Source organism: Xaviernesmea oryzae, from assembly GCF_900109605.1.
Lineage (GTDB): Bacteria > Pseudomonadota > Alphaproteobacteria > Rhizobiales > Rhizobiaceae > Xaviernesmea > Xaviernesmea oryzae.
This window is the reverse complement of the sequence record NZ_FOAM01000001.1, coordinates 282092-298167: the sequence shown is the minus strand read 5'-3', so window position 1 is coordinate 298167 and position 16076 is coordinate 282092. Positions and strand designations below refer to the sequence as shown.

Here is a 16076-nt window from a genome sequence, read left to right as displayed (position 1 = left end):
GTTGCGGCGGGCCATGAGGCCACTGGCATTGCGCTCAAGCGGTGGTCGACAGGCAGCCGGTCCGCCTGCAAAGCAGGGCCGGAATCCAGCGGTTGGACACGAGGTAAAGGCTTTGCAAAATCATTGCAAGGTCATTTCCTCCCATGCGAAACCGTGTCTTGAGAACGAAGTTCCTGATCACGGGCCTGGGTGGAAAAAGCAGGTCAATCCTCGTCTAGCCAAGGCTTCAAGCCTTCGATGGCGCGCCGCTCCTTCTTGGTCGGGCGGCCGGCACCACGCTCGCGGGTGGCCAAGTCGTAGGCAGACAGGCGGCGCTCGGGATCGGGCGGCGGTGTCAGGTCTTCGTAGAGCAGCCGCGCCTCCTCGAAAGGACCACGCCGCGTTCCGCCGGCAATGACCTTGAGCACGAGATCGCGGCGATCGAGCGAGAGGGTGACGATATCGCCCGGCTTCACCATCGTGGACGACTGAACGACGCGTGCCTCATTGACCATGACGAGGCCCTGCTCGATCGTCTTCTGGGCGATCGAGCGCGATTTCTGCAGGCGGGTGAAGAACAGCCACTTATCGAGGCGCTGGCGCTCGACAGGCATGTCTGCGGGCCGGTCCTGCGCCATCGGCTACTTCTTCATCTGCTCCTTGAGCGCAGCGAGCTTGGCGAAGGGCGAATCGGGATCGACAGGCTTTTCCTTGCGCGGCGGACGGGCCTCGAAGGTCATGGGCGCACCCTTGCCGCCACGATCGCGATTGTCGCGGCTGTCACGATCCGGACGGTCGCGATGACGCTGCTCGCGCCGGTCATCGCCGCCACGGCCCTCGTTGCGGGGGCCCCTGTTTTCGCGGCCCTCGTTCTTCTGGCCGTCACGGCCGCGCTGTTCCCCACGTCCACCGTCTGCACGACCGCCACTGCGTTCGTCGCGTCGGCCGCCGGTCGCCTGACCACCAGCGCGTTCGCCGCCCTGGCCGCCGTCACGGCGCGCATCCTGCTGGCCTTCACCGCGCGGACCGCGACGCTCGCCGCCCCGGGCATTGCGGGCGGGGCGCTGATTGTCGCTGCGCCCACCGGGCCGCCAGAGCAGAACCGGCTTGACTTCGACAGGCTCGGCAGAGCTGTCGGCTGCCGGCTCGGTAGCTGCGGAGGCCTCGTTTCCGGCCTCAACTGCGGCTGCCGCCTCAGGGGCGTCGGACGTCGCTGCCGTCTCGTCACTGGCAGCCGCGGTGTCCGTCGAGGCTTCAGCGGCAGGCTCGGTCGCCTCTTCGGCGGCTTCAGCCGGCGCCGTCCCCGCGGCCGGAGCGTCCTCGGCAGCAGCTACGCTGGTTTCGGTGTCATCCGCAGGCTTGGCAGGCTCGGCCTGGGTTTGTGTCGCGTCGGCGTCGTCCGCGCTTTCCACTGGCGCGGAGGGGGCCTCAGAGGCCGTGCCTACGGCAGGGCTGCCATGGGCGGCCAGATGCGCCTGCACCTCTTCAGCCTTCAGAGCGTCGGCGCGATAGCCAAGACCCTTGAGGATTTCTTCCATATCGTCGGGCGTCGCACCGAGAATGGAGAGCATCGCGGTGGTCGTCATGAAGCGGCGGCCATCATAGGCGCCTTCGGGGCGCGCCGTTGCGCCCGGCTTCCACTGCAGCAGCGGACGGATGAGATCGGCCAGACGCTCGAGAATGTCGATGCGCACGGCGCGCTTGCCGAGGAAACGGAAGCCGGCAAGCTTATAGAACATGCGCTCGTAGGACGGATCGGTGACGACGGAGGTGCGGCCAGCGGCAAGCACGGGAATCAGATCGCCATAGCCGGGCTTGTCCAGCCCGTCATTCTTCAAGGCCCAGAGCAGCGTGATCAGTTCGGCCGGCGCGGGCTTCAGCAGCGCGGGCATGAAAATGTGATAGGCGCCGAAGCGGATGCCATGCCGGCGGATCGAGGCGCGCGCCTCCTGATCGAGCGACTTCACCTCTTCGGCGACATCGCGGCGGAAAAGCACGCCGAGATTTTCGACCAGCTGGAAAGCCAGGCCCTTGGCAAGGCCCTGCAGGTCTTCCGCGCGCGAGAGATCGTCGAGCGGCTTCAAGACGGTGGAAATATGGTGGTTGACGAAGCGTTCGATGCGGGCGGCAACATGATCGCGGGCCGTACCGTTCAACTGTTCGTCGGCGAGGAGGATGACGCGCGGGCGCATCACATGATCGCTGGCCGAAAGCCGGGCCACGGGATCGCCGAGCCAACGCACCGTACCATCGGAGCTCAGCGCGAGATCGGCATTGCCGGCAGCATGCAGCCTTGCCGCGCGCGCTTCGAATTCGAGCGCCAGCGCCTTGTGCGCGGCGCCCTGTACGGCGCGTGCGTCCAGTCCGTCGGTCGTCTGGGCGAGGGAGAACCGGAAACCGGCCAATTGTCCCACATGATGCCCCTCGACGAAGACATCGCCATTCACACTGATTTCCGCTTCCAGCATCGCATTCTCTCTCAGCCGCTTCATGAGCACGGATGTCCTGCGGTCAACAAAGCGTTTCGTCAACCTTTCATGTAGTGCATCGGACAAACGATCCTCGATTTCTCGCGTCTTTTGCTGCCAGTGTGTCGGATCAGCCAGCCAATTCGGCCGATTGGAAACATAGGTCCATGTTCTGATTTGGGCGATTCGCGCCGAAAGCGTGTCGATTTCGCCATCGGTGTGGTCGGCGCGGCGCACCTGTTCGGCCATGAAATCCTCGTTGACGCGGCCATGGCGCACGAGGTCAGAATAGAGCGTGGCGATGAGGTCGGCATGCTGCGCCGGGGTGATGCGGCGATAGTCCGGCAAGGCGCAGACGTCCCAGAGGGTTTCAACCCGCTCCGCTCCCTTGGCAAGGGCGGCGACATCGCCGTCGCGGCTGAGGAAATCCAGCGCCTGGACATCGACCGCCGGCAGCGCGCGCGTCAGCCCCTGGACACCGGGCGGCCGCTCCAGGCTTTTTTTCAATGCGGGGACAGAGGAAAAGTCGAGCGCCTTGGAGCGCCATTGCAGCACGCGCACGGGGTCGAACTCATGCGATTCGATCCGGTGGACCAGCTCCTTGTCGAAAGGCTCGACGCGCGAGGTGACACCGAAGGTGCCGTCGCGCAGGTGACGGCCGGCGCGGCCGGCGATCTGGGCAAGCTCGCCGGGGTTCAGATTGCGGAACTGATAGCCGTCATATTTGCGGTCCTGGGCGAAGGCGACATGGTCGACGTCGAGGTTCAGACCCATGCCGATCGCGTCGGTGGCGACGAGATATTCGACATCGCCTTCCTGATAGAGGGCCACCTGGGCATTGCGCGTGCGCGGGCTCAGTGCGCCCAGCACCACGGCCGCACCGCCGCGCTGACGGCGGATCAGCTCGGCGATCGCATAGACCTCCTCGGCCGAAAAGGCGACGATGGCCGAGCGCTGCGGCAGGCGGGTGAGCTTCTTCGAACCGGCATAGAGGAGCTGCGACAGGCGCGGCCGCTCGACGACGGTGATTCCCGGCAGCAGCTGTTCGAGAATCGGCCGCATGGTCGCGGCACCGAGCAGCAGGGTTTCCGCCCGGCCGCGCAGGTGCAGCAGCCTGTCGGTGAAGATATGGCCGCGCTCAAGATCGCCGGCCAGCTGCACTTCGTCGATGGCGACGAAGGCGGCGCGCGTGTCGCGCGGCATGGCCTCGACGGTGCAGACGGAGTAGCGCGCCATATGCGGGGTGATCTTCTCCTCCCCGGTGACCAGCGCGACATTGTGCTCGCCCACACGCTCTACCACCCGGCCATAGACCTCGCGCGCCAGAAGGCGGAGCGGCAGGCCGATGACCCCGGTTTCATAGGCCACCATCCGCTCGATGGCATAATGGGTCTTGCCGGTGTTGGTGGGTCCGAGGACGGCGGTGACGCCGCGCCCGCTCAAGATCATGGGTTGACTGGACACGTCTTCATTCCCGGCATGCGCCGTCTGCTTAGAGGCCTTATCACAGGCTTGTCGCGGCGCCCGGCCGCTGGCCCAGGCCAGGGTACGAAAACGGCCTCGTCTTCGCCACCACGTGGATCATGCCCTACAGATGACGTTCCCATCGGCAGATGACAAGAGCCGGCATGGTGATAGGCCCGCCGAAACTGGAAACCACGGCAATAACCGAGAGTTGACCCGGCCGTGAGGCGACGCGGCGCCAGTGCGCGCTACCTCGATCTGTAACCCGCAGGCGCGGACAGGCCGCACCTTAAGGGAACAGCGCCGATGCCGGACGGCCATCGCCTGATCTTTGCCGTGAAGATGCGGGCGCTTTCCTTCTATCCCTGCCATGTCTCGAGGATATCGCCATGCCCCGCCTGCTTCGCCTGACCGCACGATCCGCCCTCGCTTTGCTTCTCGCGGGCACCGCCGGCCTTCCCGCCCTCGCGCAATCAACGGGCGACACCTCGCCGATCGACCATGTCGAAGGCGAGCCGCCGGCCACAGGCGCGGAGCAGACCGCCTCGGGCCAGCCCGTGGAAACGCGCCCCGCCAATGTGCCGGACCAGAAGCCTGCCTTTGCCGGCCAGACCCGCGCGCCGCAGCCCTCCGCGATGCCCACGATTCGCCACACGGCGGTGGCCGTCGGCCTGCCGCAGCTCTGGGCCATGGAAATCCTGCCCGACGGGCGCATGCTGGTGACCGCCAAGGAAGGCACGCTGTATCTCGTGGCCAAGGATGGGACGGCGGTTGCCGCCGTGTCCGGCACCCCAAAGGTCGTTTCCAGCGGGCAGGCCGGTCTGCTCGACGTGGCCCTTGCTCCCGATTTCGACAGCTCCAGGCGAATCTATTTCTCCTTCTCGGAGCCGCGCGAGGATGGCAACGGCACGTCGGTCGCCACGGCCGTTCTCAAGGAGGACGACAAGGGAGCACGGCTTGACGGGCTGACGGTGATTTTCCGGCAGATGCCGAGCTATGACAACACCAAGCATTACGGCTCCCGCCTGGTCTTCGACCGCGAAGGCGCGCTTTATGTAACGGTCGGCGAGCGCTCGGATGCCAAAACGCGCGTCTTCGCCCAAGATCTTGCCAGCGGCTTCGGCAAGGTCTTCCGCATCACGCCAGAGGGCAAGGCGGCGGATGGCAATCCCTTTGCCGGGCGCGAGGGGGCCAAGCCGGAGATCTGGAGCTATGGCCATCGCAATCTGCAATCGGCAGCGCTCGACGGTGAGGGACGGCTATGGACCGTGGAACATGGCCCGCGCGGTGGCGACGAGCTGAACCGGCCGGAAGCCGGTAAGAACTACGGTTGGCCCGTGATCACCTATGGCATGGATTATAGCGGCAAGCCGATCGGCGACGGCATCACGCAAAAGGCCGGGCTCGAACAGCCGGTCTATTACTGGGACCCGGTAATCGGCCCCTCCGGCATGGCCTTTTATGATGGCGACCGCATTCCCGAATGGAAGGGTGCCTTCCTGATCGGCGGTCTCGTTTCGACCGGCCTCGTCGTCCTCCATGTCGAGGGCGACCGCGTGATGCATGAGGAGCGCGTGCCGCTGCAGGCGCGTATCCGCGACGTCAAGATCGGGCCCGATGGCGCCGTCTACGCGGTGACAGAAGAGCCGGATGCCGGCACATCCTCCATTCTGCGGCTGGAAAGGGCCGGCTGAGGGCCGTCTACATCCAAAGTGGCGTGAAATGGACATGCAGGATCTCGCGCTTGCCTTTACTCTGCCTTCTCATTGAGGGAGAACAATAACCCCTACGCAATGCACCTGATAAGGGCGCAGCGTTGCGGCACGGCCTCTTCTTCCGGCAGGGAGAAGAGGCCGCGCCGCCGGTTGAAGGCAGCCCTCCATCCGCAACCCTAGCCTCAGACGAAGAACTGCCCACCATTGGCGGAGATCGTCGAGCCTGTGATGAATCCGGCGTCGTCGGAGGCGAGGAAAACGACGCAACGCGCTACTTCCTCCGGTTCGCCAAGGCGGCCGATCGGGATCTGCGGGATGATGCGCTCGTTCAGCACCTTTTCCGGGATCGCCCGCACCATTTCCGTGCCGATATAGCCGGGGCAGATGGCGTTGACGGTGATGCCCTTGGCGGCACCCTCCTGGGCCAGAGTCTTGGTGAAGCCGAGATCGCCGGCCTTGGCGGCGGAGTAGTTCGCCTGGCCCATCTGACCCTTCTGGCCATTGATCGAGGAAATATTGACGACGCGGCCGAAGCCCCGGTCGCGCATGCCCGACCAGACGGGGTGCGTCATATTGAACAAGCCGGTGAGGTTGATGTTGATCACCTCGTTCCACTGCTGAGGCGTCATCTTGTGGAACATGGCATCGCGCGTGACGCCGGCATTGTTGACCAGCACTTCGATCGGGCCCAGAGCGGCTTCCACCTCGGCAATGCCGGCCTGACAGGCTTCGTAATCGGCGACATCCCACCGAAAGGCCGGAATGCCGGTCTCCTCGGAGAAGGCCTTGGCCTTTTCTTCATTGCCGGCATAATTCGCTGCAACTCTATAGCCGGCATTCTTCAAGGCAATCGACACCGCTGCGCCGATGCCGCGCGTTCCTCCGGTGACCAACGCGACCCTGCTCATCCGCTTCTCCTCCCGCTTTTCAAGGCTTTGCGCCGAGATCTCTATGGCCGCTGCCGTTCCCAATCCTCATCCCGGTTGGCCTTGCCCGGCGATGGCTGTCGTCTCAATACTTATGCTGCCGCCAGAACAAATCCGGGCGCCCACGTCGCCAAAGACAGTTCAGTCAGAAGACCTAAAGAACTGATGGCCGATATAACCATCGATTGCAATCACCGCCGCTACTTTCCACAGCCAGCTATCTTTATGGATGGAACATCCCAGCGAAGGCACATCACGACGATCACATTCGCTTGATCTGAATGTCGGACCTTGCCCGGCTCGAAAGCCGGGCAGACCGATGAACAGGGCTAAAAGCGCGGCGTGCCCGGTGGTCGGGTCTCAGAGCGCTTCCACGCACATGGCGACACCCATGCCGCCGCCGATGCACAGGGTTGCCAAGCCCTTGCCCGCGCCGCGCCGCTTCATTTCGAACAGGAGCGTGTTGAGGACACGGGCGCCGGAGGCACCGATCGGATGGCCGATGGCAATCGCGCCGCCATTGACGTTGACGATACCGGGATCCCAGCCGAGATCCTTGTTGACGGCGCAGGCCTGCGCGGCAAAGGCCTCGTTCGCCTCGACCAGACCGAGATCGCCCACCGACCAGCCGGCCTTTTCCAGCGCCTTGCGCGAGGCAGGAATCGGGCCGGAGCCCATAATCTGAGGATCGACGCCGGCGGTCGCCCAAGAGGCGATACGGGCGATCGGCGTCAGCCCTCGGCGCACGGCCTCTTCCTCGCGCATCAGAAGCACGGCGGCCGCGCCGTCATTCAGGCCGGAGGCATTGCCGGCCGTCACAGTGCCTTCCTTGTCGAAGGCGGGGCGCAGCTTGGTCATGCCATCGAGCGTGGCGCCATGGCGGATATATTCGTCCTGATCGACGGTGACGTCACCCTTGCGGCCCTTGACCACGAAGGGAATGATCTCGTCGACGAAGCGGCCGGCCTTTTGTGCAGCCTCCGCCTTGTTCTGCGAGGCGAGCGCGAACTGGTCCTGCTCCTCGCGCGAGAGCTGCCATTGCCGGGCGATGTTTTCGGCGGTGATGCCCATGTGATAGCCGTAGAAGGCGTCGGTCAGGCCGTCCTTGATCATGGTGTCGATCATCTTGAAATCGCCCATCTTCACGCCGCCGCGCAAATGCGCGCAATGTGGCGCCATGGACATGGATTCCATGCCGCCGGCGACGATGAGATCGGCATCGCCCGTGGCGATCTGCTGCATGCCGAGCGCGACGGCGCGCAGGCCCGAGCCGCAGAGCTGGTTCATGCCCCAAGCCGTCTTCTCCTTGGGCAGGCCCGCCTTCATCGCCGCCTGCCGGGCTGGATTCTGGCCTTCGCCCGCCGACAGGACCTGGCCGAGGATCACCTCATCGACCTCGGCGGCATCGACACCGGCGCGCTCCAGCACGCCCTTGATTACGGCAGCACCCAGCTCATGGGCGGGTGTGGCGCTGAAGGCGCCGTTGAACGAGCCGACGGCGGTGCGACCGGCGCTGGCGATCACGATGGAGGGGCTGCTCATGGTGGTGTATCCTCTTCCCACATCACGTGGCGCGAGACTGACAAAGCTCGCCGATGAAGTCAAACGCGATCCATCGCTAATCCCTTACGTTCGCATCGACGCCATTGCGCCGCACAAGGCCATTGTCAGGCTTGCATTTTTAAAGATAGTCTGGCGCAGGACCATGGGGTGTATTTGGAGGAGGACGCTCGATGCCCAAACAAGAAGGGCCGATCACGATCAAGAAATACGCCAACCGCCGGCTCTACAACACGGGGACGAGCACCTATGTGACGCTCGACGATCTGGCGGTCATGGTGAAGAAGGGGGAGGAGTTCACCGTTCAGGACGCCAAGAGCGGGGACGACATCACCCATTCGGTGCTGACGCAGATCATTTTCGAGCAGGAATCCAAGACCGGGAACACGCTTCTGCCGATCTCCTTCCTGCGCAAGCTGATCTCGTTTTATGGCGACCAGATGCAGATGGTCGTGCCGAGCTATCTCGAACATTCGATGCAGGCCTTTGTCGAGCAGCAGTCGCAGATCCGCGAGCAGATCAACAAGGCCTTTGGCGACACCCCGCTCGGCAAGAACCTGCAGGTGCCGCTGCAACTCGTGGAAGAGCAGGTGCGTCGCAACACCGAGATCTTCCAGCAGGCCATGCAGATGTTCTCACCGTTCATGACGCCGACGGCGCCGAAGGAAACCCGCAAAGCCGAAGCCAAGGACATTGACGAGCTGAAGGAACAGCTGCGGGCGCTGCAGACCAAGCTCGACAAGCTCGGCTGAGCGGTTCCGGCGTGGCCGTTAACGGTCGTGTTTTGCAAGACGCCCTCCTCGGGCTCAGCCCGAGGACAGGAGCGTCGAAACGCAGCCTTGCATCACTCGTCTCAGGCGACCGCGAGGCCATCGACCCAGACGCGGGCGATGTTCGCACGGGCAGCGCCATAGACGATCTTCTGCAGGATCGTTTCGCCGTCCTCCTCGCCGAAAAGGCGGATGCCGCCCTTGTCGGCGGTCGTGTCGATCAGCACCGCGTCGAATGCATAGCCTGGCCTGAAGAGCCCGATAGGCAGATCGAGCGCTTGCCCTCCGCCCGCCGTGACGAGGTGGAAAGCCTCGCGAAAATCGATGCGGGTGGAGGCGCCGCTTGCCCGCTCAGCCCTGGACCGGACCGGATCCGCGCCGCTTTCCAGGATGCGTGAAACCAGGACGGCGCCACGGGCGGCCTCCGGCATGAAGCCGCTGGGACCGCCTGATATATCCGTGCCGAGACCGACATGCAGCCCCTTCTCCAGCGCCCGGCGCAGGGGAAAGATGCTATCGGCGAAATAGGCATTGGAGAGCGGGCAATGGGCGATGCCGCTGCCGCGCGCTTTCACCCTGTCCATATCCTCCTCATCCAGGAAATTGGCATGGGCAAGGATCGTGCGCCGGGTCATCAGGCCGAAGCGGTCGAGGCTGGCGGCATCGCTGATGCCGTATCGGGCCAGAACATAGCCATGTGCCCAGTCGCTTTCCGAGCAATGGGTCTGGACATGGCAGCCGCATTCAGCCGCCAGCCTGCCGAGCCCTTCCAGCGCGGCATCGGTGCAGGCGGGGATGAAGCGCGGGGTGATCACCGGAAGCACCCGTCCCTCGCCATTGCCGGGATGGGTGCCGATATAATCGATCAGCGCCCGCGTGCCTTCGATGGCAGCCTCCGGCGAGGCATCGCGGTAAAAGTCCGGGCAATTTTCCGGATGGTCCATCGCCACCTTGCCGATCAGCGCGCGCTGGCCTTTTTCCAGGCAGAGATCCACGAGAAGCCGGGTCGCCTCCTGATGGATGGTGGCGAAATAGAGCGCCGTCGTCGTGCCGCTGCTCAGGAGATCGTCCACCAACCGGCCATAGACCTCGCCCGCGAAGGCCAGATCGGCATAGCGCGCTTCCAGCGGAAACGTGTAGCGCTGCAGCCAGACTTCGAGCGGCACATCGAGGGCAGCACCCAGCTGCGGATATTGCGGGGCGTGAACATGGGTATCGACAAAGCCGGGAAGAAGATAATGCCCCGGCGGCATGCGCGTCAGGCGATCCTCGCCCTCGGCGCGTTCCAAAGCGTCCGTATAGCCGGCCTCGCCGGGCCTTGTTAGACGGACGATGTGCCCGTCCCCGCCGATCTCGATCAAGGCTTGAGCGAGCACCTCCAACGCGCCGCATTCGGGCGCGTGGAAGGCATCGGCAAGGAGCATCCGGCCGGCAAGGCTGGTCGTCATGGGCAGGTTCCATATCGATAGAGAAGGACAGAGAGCGGTCAGCGGCTGATGTCGATGACCACCCGTCCGCGAATCCGACCGACGAGAATTTCCTCGGCCAGCTGCGGCAAGGCGGACATAGGCTCTACCCGGATAGTCTTCTCCAAAAGATCAAGGGGCAGATCGCGCGCCAGCCGGGCCCAGGCGACCTCGCGGCGCGGCATGTCCGCCATCACCGAATCGATGCCGATCAGGCCGACGCCGCGCAGGATATGCGGCATGACGGTGGCCGGCAGATCGCCGCCGCCGGCCAGCCCGCAGGCCGCGATCGCCCCGCCGCGCGCCGTCTGCGCCAGCGCATTGGCGAGCGTGGTCGAGCCGACGCTGTCGACGCCGCCGAGCCAGCGTTCCTTCTGCAGCGGCGCACCTTTTTCAGCGAGTGCTGCGCGGTCGATGAAGCCGCTGGCGCCGAGCGCGGCCAGATAATCATGCGTTTCCGGCCGGCCCGTGGCAGCAGTGACCGTATGGCCGGCCCGCGCCAGAAGCATCACCGCCATGGAACCGACGCCGCCAGCCGCTCCGGTGACCAGCACCTCGCGCTCCCCTGGCGTAAACCGGCCCCAGCCGGCGCCCCAGGCCTCCAGCGCGTCGACGGCGAGCGCGGCGGTATAGCCGGCCGTGCCGATGCCCATGGCTTGCTCAAAGGTGAAGGCATCGGGCAGGCGCATCAACCATTCGGGCTTCAACCGCTGGAAACGGGAATAGCCGCCATGCTCGGTTTCCGACAGGCCGAAGCCATTGACCACCACGCGATCGCCCGGCTTCCAGACGGGATCGCGCGAGGACACCACCGTCCCGGCGAGATCGACACCGCCGATCAGCGGCATGCGCCGTGCGATCTTGCCGCGTCCGGTGATCGCCAGCCCGTCCTTATAGTTGAGCGTGGAGAAGGCGATCTCGACCGTCACGTCGAGATCGGGCAGGTCGTCAAGCGTCAGACGGGTCAGCCGGCCGGCGCTGCGGCCGTCCCTGTCTTCCAAGAGAAGCGCTGGAAAATCCTCCGCCATGGTCTCTCTCCTGATCTTGCTGGAGCGGGCGGCGATCAGGCCGCCATCATGCTCGTGCCGTAGGTGATACCCTTTTCCTTCAGCCAGCGGCGATAGGCGATGGAGCTGGCATCGGCGCGCGTCGGGATCTCGCTGCGCGGCTCCATCGGCAGAAGCACCGGGCGCTGGTTTTCCAGGATGATCCGATCCTGCAGGAAGATCAGCTGCTGGAAATGGACGAGCTCGGTGGTGGTCGAGACATCGTCGATCAGGAACATTACCGGATGGGCGATGCAGCGGTCCGGCTCCATCGGCTGAACGAACAGGCAGATCACATCCCAGCGATTGGCGGAATTGGGGCAGGTCTTGTAGAGCAGCGTCGAAAAGGGGGTCATCACCCGGTAGATATATTGGGTCATGATGCCGTCGGTGGCCGATAGCGCGGCCTGCGGCTGGAAGAACTGGCAGTTCGTCGCCCAGACCTCGTCGACATCGCGGCGGATCTCGGTGGTGTAATGAAGCACCTCCGTATGCGGCTCGGCGCCGAGAATATCGGTGTGGACGAAGGGGAAATGCGCCATGTCGAGAAAATTCTCGACGATGCGCAGGCCGGAGGCGTGCACGGCGACCGCGCCGCAATTGACCACACGGCGATCCGTCTCATCCGCTTCCGGCAAGGCAAAAAGGCCGCCTGAAGGCCGGCCGAGCGTGACCCAGACGAGGCCGAACCGATGCAGCACGGGCAGAGGCACCGCTGATCCGGCGATCGTCACCGTCAACGCGCCATCATCAGCCTTGTCGATGGCGAGGTCGGTCCCGAGCAGCCGGCTTGGCGTGCGCCCGCGCGCGAGCACCGATTCGGTCGCCAGCGGATACCATTGATCGAGCGCGGCCTGATCCTTGCAGCCGAGGGCGGGCGCGTGATCGGCCGGCGCGGCCTGGGTTTCGAGCGACATCGAAGCTCTCCTTTGAAAGGTCCGCCAAAAGCGCGGAGATGATCAGCGACGGCAAGCAAGCTCTTGCCAACTGTGCCCTCCCAGCCTGTAAGCGTAAAGGCTCTTTTACCCGAAGGCACCGATCTCAGCGCACATCGCGGTAATAAGGCAGGCCGAGCGCGGCGGGTGCGGCCATGATCCGGCGCATGCGCTGCCAGGCGATGACGGGCACGATGATGAAACCCATGGTGCCAAGATAGGGCAGCATGGAGAGAAAGGCGGGCGCTACCGGCCAGCCGCGCGCCTGGCCGACAAAGCCCAAGGCGGTGATGAAGCCGAACAGCAGGCCGGAGAGCACGGCGGCCAAGGGCCTGTAGCCGGCGAAGATGACCAGGGCCACCGCGATCCAGCCGCGCCCGGCCACCACGCCCTCCGACCAGCCGGGCACGAAAGCGAGCGTCAGGTAGGCCCCCGCCCCGGCCGCCAGCGCCGAGCCCGCCGTGACATAGGCAAAGCGCATCAGCGTAACGGGAATGCCCGCCGCATCCGCAGCGGCTGGATTTTCCCCCACCGCGCGCAGATTGAGGCCGTGGCGGGTGCGAAACATCACGATGCTGACCGCCACCGGCAGGATGACATAGATCAGATAGACCAGGAGATTTTGCGAGAAGATCGCCCGGCCGATGACAGGGATCTCGCTGAGCAAGGGGATGGCCACGCCCTCGAATGTGGCGCGCGCCGGCATTCCGGAATAGGCCCGCCCGATGGTGGCCGACAGGCCATTGCCAATCAGCGTCAGCGCCAGTCCGCAGAGAACCTGGTTCGCCTTGATGAGCACCGTGGCGGCGGCGAAGACCATGCCGAACAGTGCGCCGACACCAAGTGCTGCAAGAAACCCAAGCCAGGGCGAGGGCACGGCCGCAACGGTCGCGATCCCCGTGATCGCACCGAGCGCCATCAGCCCCTCGACGCCGAGATTGACCACGCCGACCCGCTCGGCCAGCACCTCGCCGAGGGCGGCCAGCGCCAGCACGCCGCCCGCCAGCACCGCCGTGGTCAGAAGACCGGTCAGAAGATCCATCGGAATGTGCCCCTTGCTTGGTCGCGCCGCCCGATCATGCCGCTCTCACGCTCTGGCATCGCGCACCAGCCGGTAATGGGCGAGTTCGTCGCCGATGGCGGTGAGGAACAGGATGAGCCCGGTGACCGCCAGAACGGTGGAGGTGGTCAGGCCCTGGGTCTGCAGGATGATGCCGGCATTGAGGATGAAGGCCATCAGAGCGGCGGAAAACACGACGCCAACGAGCGAACCGCGCGCGAGCACCGCGACCATGATACCGAGATAGCCGTAGCTGTTGGAGAGCCCGCCCTGCAGGCGATGAACCGTGCCGGCCACCTCCACCATCCCGCCGAGGCCGGCAAGCGCGCCGGCTGCCAGCATGACGGCGATCAGCCGCCGCCGTGCAGGCAGGCCGGCATAAAGTGCCGCCTGCGGATTGGAGCCAGCCAGCCGCACCTCATAACCGAAGCGTGACCGGGCAAGCGCCAGCGCCAGCAGCAGCGCAAGCAGAACGGCCGCCGGCAGGCCCCAATGAAGCGAGCCGAAAAATTCAGGGATTTCCGCTGGGATGCGCGCCGTCGTCGAATTGGCGCCCTTGGCGCGCCAGGGTCCGGTCGAGACATAATAGACGCCGAGCACGGCGACGAAATTCATCAGAAGCGTGGTGATCAGCTCGTTGACCTCGGCATAGGCGCGCGCCAGCGTCGGGATCAGGATCCAGAGCGCGCCGCCGACAAGGCCTGCAAGCAGCATCAGAAAAAGCGAAAGCGGCTCGGCCACCGGCAGGAAGAGGCCGACGGCGGAAGCGGCGAAGGCGCCAGCGTAAAATTGCCCCTCCGCACCGATGTTCCAAGCGCCTATCTTCAGCGCCAGCGCCACGGAGAGGCCGGTGAAGATCAGGGGCGTAACCAGAAGGCCGAGATCCTCCAGCCCGAATTGCGAGCCGAAGCTGGCGGTCACCACCTGAAGCGCCAGCGCGCCCGGCTTGGCCCCGGTCAGCGCCAGAACGAGCGCGGAGATGAGGAGCGCCAGAACGATGGCGCCAAGCCGCGCAAGCAGGGCGATGCCGGGAGCCGCGGAGGGAAAGCGCTGGAGGCGATAAGGGCCCATGATCACACCGCCGCCTTGATATCGGCTTGGCGCTGGCCGCCCATCATCAGGCCGATCCGCTCGATATCGATATGGTCATTGTCGAGCACGCCCATGACCTCGCCTTCATGGAGCACGGCGATGCGGTCCGACAAGTTCAACAATTCCTCCAACTCCTCGGAGATCAGGATGATGGCCGCGCCGGCATCGCGCAGCTCGACGATGTAGCGCAGCATGGTGTTGATGGCGCCGACATCCAGCCCCCGGCTGGGATAGGCCGCCACCAGAAGACGGCTGGCAATGCGCATCTCGCGCCGGGCGACGAGGCGCTGCTGGTTGCCGCCGGACAGATTGCGCACAGGCATGGCGAAATCGGGAATGGCGACGGCCGCTGCCTCGGCAATCGAACGGGCCAGAGCAAGGGCCGCGCGTGGCGAAAACATGCCGCGCGCCGACACGGGCGGCTTGTCATATTCGCGCAGCACCGCATTGGCGGCGACGCTGAGCGCTGGAGCCAAGCCGCTCTTCAGCCGGTCTTCCGGGATATGGCCGATCCCCGCTTTGGCAAAGGCGCGGGCGTCTGCCTTTGCGACGGCCTGCCCGTCGATCAGAAGCTGCCCGCCGCTCAAGGGCCGCATGCCGGTCAGAACCTGGCTCAGCTCTCTCTGGCCATTGCCGGCGACGCCGGCAATGCCGAGGATTTCGCCCGGGCGCACGGCCAGCGTGACGTCCTTCAGCGCCACGGCGCCGCCCGATCCGTCCGTTGAGGCTTTGTCCAGCGCCAGCACAGGCATCGCGGCCAAGGGGCCCGCGCCCTGTGGCCGGGCGCGCATGTCGGCAAGCACGATGTCGCGCCCGACCATCATCCTTGCCAGGCCTTTCACCGTGCAGTCGGCGGCATCCTGTGTCGCCACCTTGCGCCCGCCGCGCAGCACGGTGATGCGGTCGGAGATCTCCAGCACTTCCTCCAGCTTGTGGCTGATGAAGATCACCGCATGGCCTTCGGCGACGAAGGCGCGCAACGCAGCAAACAGCGCCCGCGCCTCGGCGGGCGTCAGAACGGCGGTCGGTTCGTCGAGAATGAGGATGCGGGCCTTGCGCGCGAGAACCTTGAGGATCTCGACGCGCTGCTGCTCGCCGGTCGAAAGCTCGGAAACGCGCGCCGAAGGCCGCGTTTCCAGATTGAAGCGGCGGGCCAGCACCTCAGTGCGCGCCTCCAGAACGGGGGCGGAGGCGCCGATGGGTGTCTCGGCCCAGCCGAGATGGATGTTTTCGGCCACGGTGAAGGCTTGCACCAGCTTGAAATGCTGGTGGACCATGCCGATGCCGGCCGCAATCGCCTGCAGGGGCGAGGCCAGGCTCTTGGCATAACCGTCGATCAGCATCTCGCCCTTATCGGGCTGGTAGATGCCGGTGAGGATGTTCATCAGGGTCGATTTGCCGGCCCCGTTTTCGCCCAGCAGCGCATGAATCTCGCCGGGCATGACCGTGAGGTCGACATCCTCGTTGGCGACGACCCCGGGGAAATATTTGGCGATGCCCTTCATCTCCACCAGCGGCGGCGTGCCGGGCAGAGGCATGAAGCGGGGGATAGGCGACATCATCGCATCAGGGCTTTCGGGCATGGCAGAGAGCGG

At 65.2% G+C, this 16076-nt stretch carries 12 protein-coding genes; 2 read left to right on the top strand and 10 right to left on the bottom strand.

Features of this window, described 5'->3' with window-relative positions; translation table 11 throughout:
- Positions 1–203 precede the first annotated feature (203 nt).
- Both BMX61_RS01215 and BMX61_RS01210 read right to left on the bottom strand, forming a co-directional pair.
- Complete coding sequence (locus BMX61_RS01215) at positions 204–617, bottom strand: RNA-binding S4 domain-containing protein (protein ID WP_075627263.1); 414 nt, start codon at positions 615–617, stop codon at positions 204–206.
- 3 nt (positions 618–620) lie between these two features.
- Positions 621–3896, bottom strand: coding sequence for a helicase-related protein (locus tag BMX61_RS01210; RefSeq protein WP_075627264.1), 3276 nt, complete (start codon positions 3894–3896; stop codon positions 621–623).
- Between the two features lie 404 nt (positions 3897–4300).
- Here BMX61_RS01210 and BMX61_RS01205 point away from each other — a divergent pair, with 404 nt between their 5' ends.
- Positions 4301–5605, top strand: a complete 1305-nt coding sequence (locus BMX61_RS01205; RefSeq protein ID WP_075627265.1) for a PQQ-dependent sugar dehydrogenase — start codon at positions 4301–4303, stop codon at positions 5603–5605.
- Between the two features lie 203 nt (positions 5606–5808).
- Here BMX61_RS01205 and phbB read toward each other — a convergent pair whose 3' ends face one another.
- Positions 5809–6534 carry a beta-ketoacyl-ACP reductase gene (gene phbB / locus BMX61_RS01200; RefSeq protein ID WP_075627266.1) on the bottom strand — a complete coding sequence of 242 codons (726 nt, stop codon included), beginning with the start codon at positions 6532–6534 and terminating at the stop codon, positions 5809–5811.
- Positions 6535–6912: 378 nt separating this feature from the next.
- The gene (locus BMX61_RS01195; protein ID WP_075627267.1) at positions 6913–8094 is read right to left on the bottom strand and encodes an acetyl-CoA C-acetyltransferase; all 1182 of its coding nucleotides are present in this window, start codon (positions 8092–8094) and stop codon (positions 6913–6915) included.
- A gap of 191 nt (positions 8095–8285) precedes the next feature.
- Here BMX61_RS01195 and phaR point away from each other — a divergent pair, with 191 nt between their 5' ends.
- Positions 8286–8864 carry a polyhydroxyalkanoate synthesis repressor PhaR gene (phaR, locus tag BMX61_RS01190; RefSeq protein WP_075627268.1) on the top strand — a complete coding sequence of 193 codons (579 nt, stop codon included), beginning with the start codon at positions 8286–8288 and terminating at the stop codon, positions 8862–8864.
- A 101-nt stretch (positions 8865–8965) separates the two neighbouring features.
- Here the strand turns inward: phaR and guaD are convergent, their stop codons facing one another.
- The 6 genes from guaD to BMX61_RS01160 form a co-directional block, all read right to left on the bottom strand.
- On the bottom strand, positions 8966–10330 hold the full coding sequence (gene guaD, locus BMX61_RS01185; RefSeq protein WP_075627269.1) for a guanine deaminase: 1365 nt from the start codon (positions 10328–10330) through the stop codon (positions 8966–8968).
- A 38-nt stretch (positions 10331–10368) separates the two neighbouring features.
- Positions 10369–11376 carry an MDR family oxidoreductase gene (locus tag BMX61_RS01180; RefSeq protein ID WP_075627270.1) on the bottom strand — a complete coding sequence of 336 codons (1008 nt, stop codon included), beginning with the start codon at positions 11374–11376 and terminating at the stop codon, positions 10369–10371.
- A 35-nt stretch (positions 11377–11411) separates the two neighbouring features.
- Positions 11412–12311 (bottom strand): aromatic ring-hydroxylating oxygenase subunit alpha, encoded by a 900-nt coding sequence (locus BMX61_RS01175; protein ID WP_075627271.1) that lies wholly within the window; start codon positions 12309–12311, stop codon positions 11412–11414.
- A 124-nt stretch (positions 12312–12435) separates the two neighbouring features.
- Positions 12436–13371 (bottom strand): ABC transporter permease, encoded by a 936-nt coding sequence (locus BMX61_RS01170; RefSeq protein WP_075627272.1) that lies wholly within the window; start codon positions 13369–13371, stop codon positions 12436–12438.
- A 45-nt stretch (positions 13372–13416) separates the two neighbouring features.
- Positions 13417–14460 carry an ABC transporter permease gene (locus BMX61_RS01165; RefSeq protein ID WP_092742186.1) on the bottom strand — a complete coding sequence of 348 codons (1044 nt, stop codon included), beginning with the start codon at positions 14458–14460 and terminating at the stop codon, positions 13417–13419.
- A gap of 2 nt (positions 14461–14462) precedes the next feature.
- Positions 14463–16043, bottom strand: coding sequence for an ABC transporter ATP-binding protein (locus tag BMX61_RS01160; RefSeq protein WP_075627273.1), 1581 nt, complete (start codon positions 16041–16043; stop codon positions 14463–14465).
- Positions 16044–16076: the final 33 nt, after the last annotated feature.

Excerpts from the sequence above, each read along its gene's own strand:
- BMX61_RS01215 (WP_075627263.1), bottom strand. The coding sequence starts at position 617 with ATGGCGCAGGACCGGCCCGCAGACATGCCTGTCGAGCGCCAGCGCCTC.
- BMX61_RS01170 (WP_075627272.1), bottom strand. The coding sequence starts at position 13,371 with ATGGATCTTCTGACCGGTCTTCTGACCACGGCGGTGCTGGCGGGCGGC.
- phbB (WP_075627266.1), bottom strand. The coding sequence starts at position 6,534 with ATGAGCAGGGTCGCGTTGGTCACCGGAGGAACGCGCGGCATCGGCGCA.
- phaR (WP_075627268.1), top strand. The coding sequence starts at position 8,286 with ATGCCCAAACAAGAAGGGCCGATCACGATCAAGAAATACGCCAACCGC.
- guaD (WP_075627269.1), bottom strand. The coding sequence starts at position 10,330 with ATGACGACCAGCCTTGCCGGCCGGATGCTCCTTGCCGATGCCTTCCAC.
- BMX61_RS01165 (WP_092742186.1), bottom strand. The coding sequence starts at position 14,460 with ATGGGCCCTTATCGCCTCCAGCGCTTTCCCTCCGCGGCTCCCGGCATC.
- BMX61_RS01195 (WP_075627267.1), bottom strand. The coding sequence starts at position 8,094 with ATGAGCAGCCCCTCCATCGTGATCGCCAGCGCCGGTCGCACCGCCGTC.
- BMX61_RS01205 (WP_075627265.1), top strand. The coding sequence starts at position 4,301 with ATGCCCCGCCTGCTTCGCCTGACCGCACGATCCGCCCTCGCTTTGCTT.
- BMX61_RS01160 (WP_075627273.1), bottom strand. The coding sequence starts at position 16,043 with ATGATGTCGCCTATCCCCCGCTTCATGCCTCTGCCCGGCACGCCGCCG.
- BMX61_RS01180 (WP_075627270.1), bottom strand. The coding sequence starts at position 11,376 with ATGGCGGAGGATTTTCCAGCGCTTCTCTTGGAAGACAGGGACGGCCGC.
- BMX61_RS01175 (WP_075627271.1), bottom strand. The coding sequence starts at position 12,311 with ATGTCGCTCGAAACCCAGGCCGCGCCGGCCGATCACGCGCCCGCCCTC.
- BMX61_RS01210 (WP_075627264.1), bottom strand. The coding sequence starts at position 3,896 with ATGATCTTGAGCGGGCGCGGCGTCACCGCCGTCCTCGGACCCACCAAC.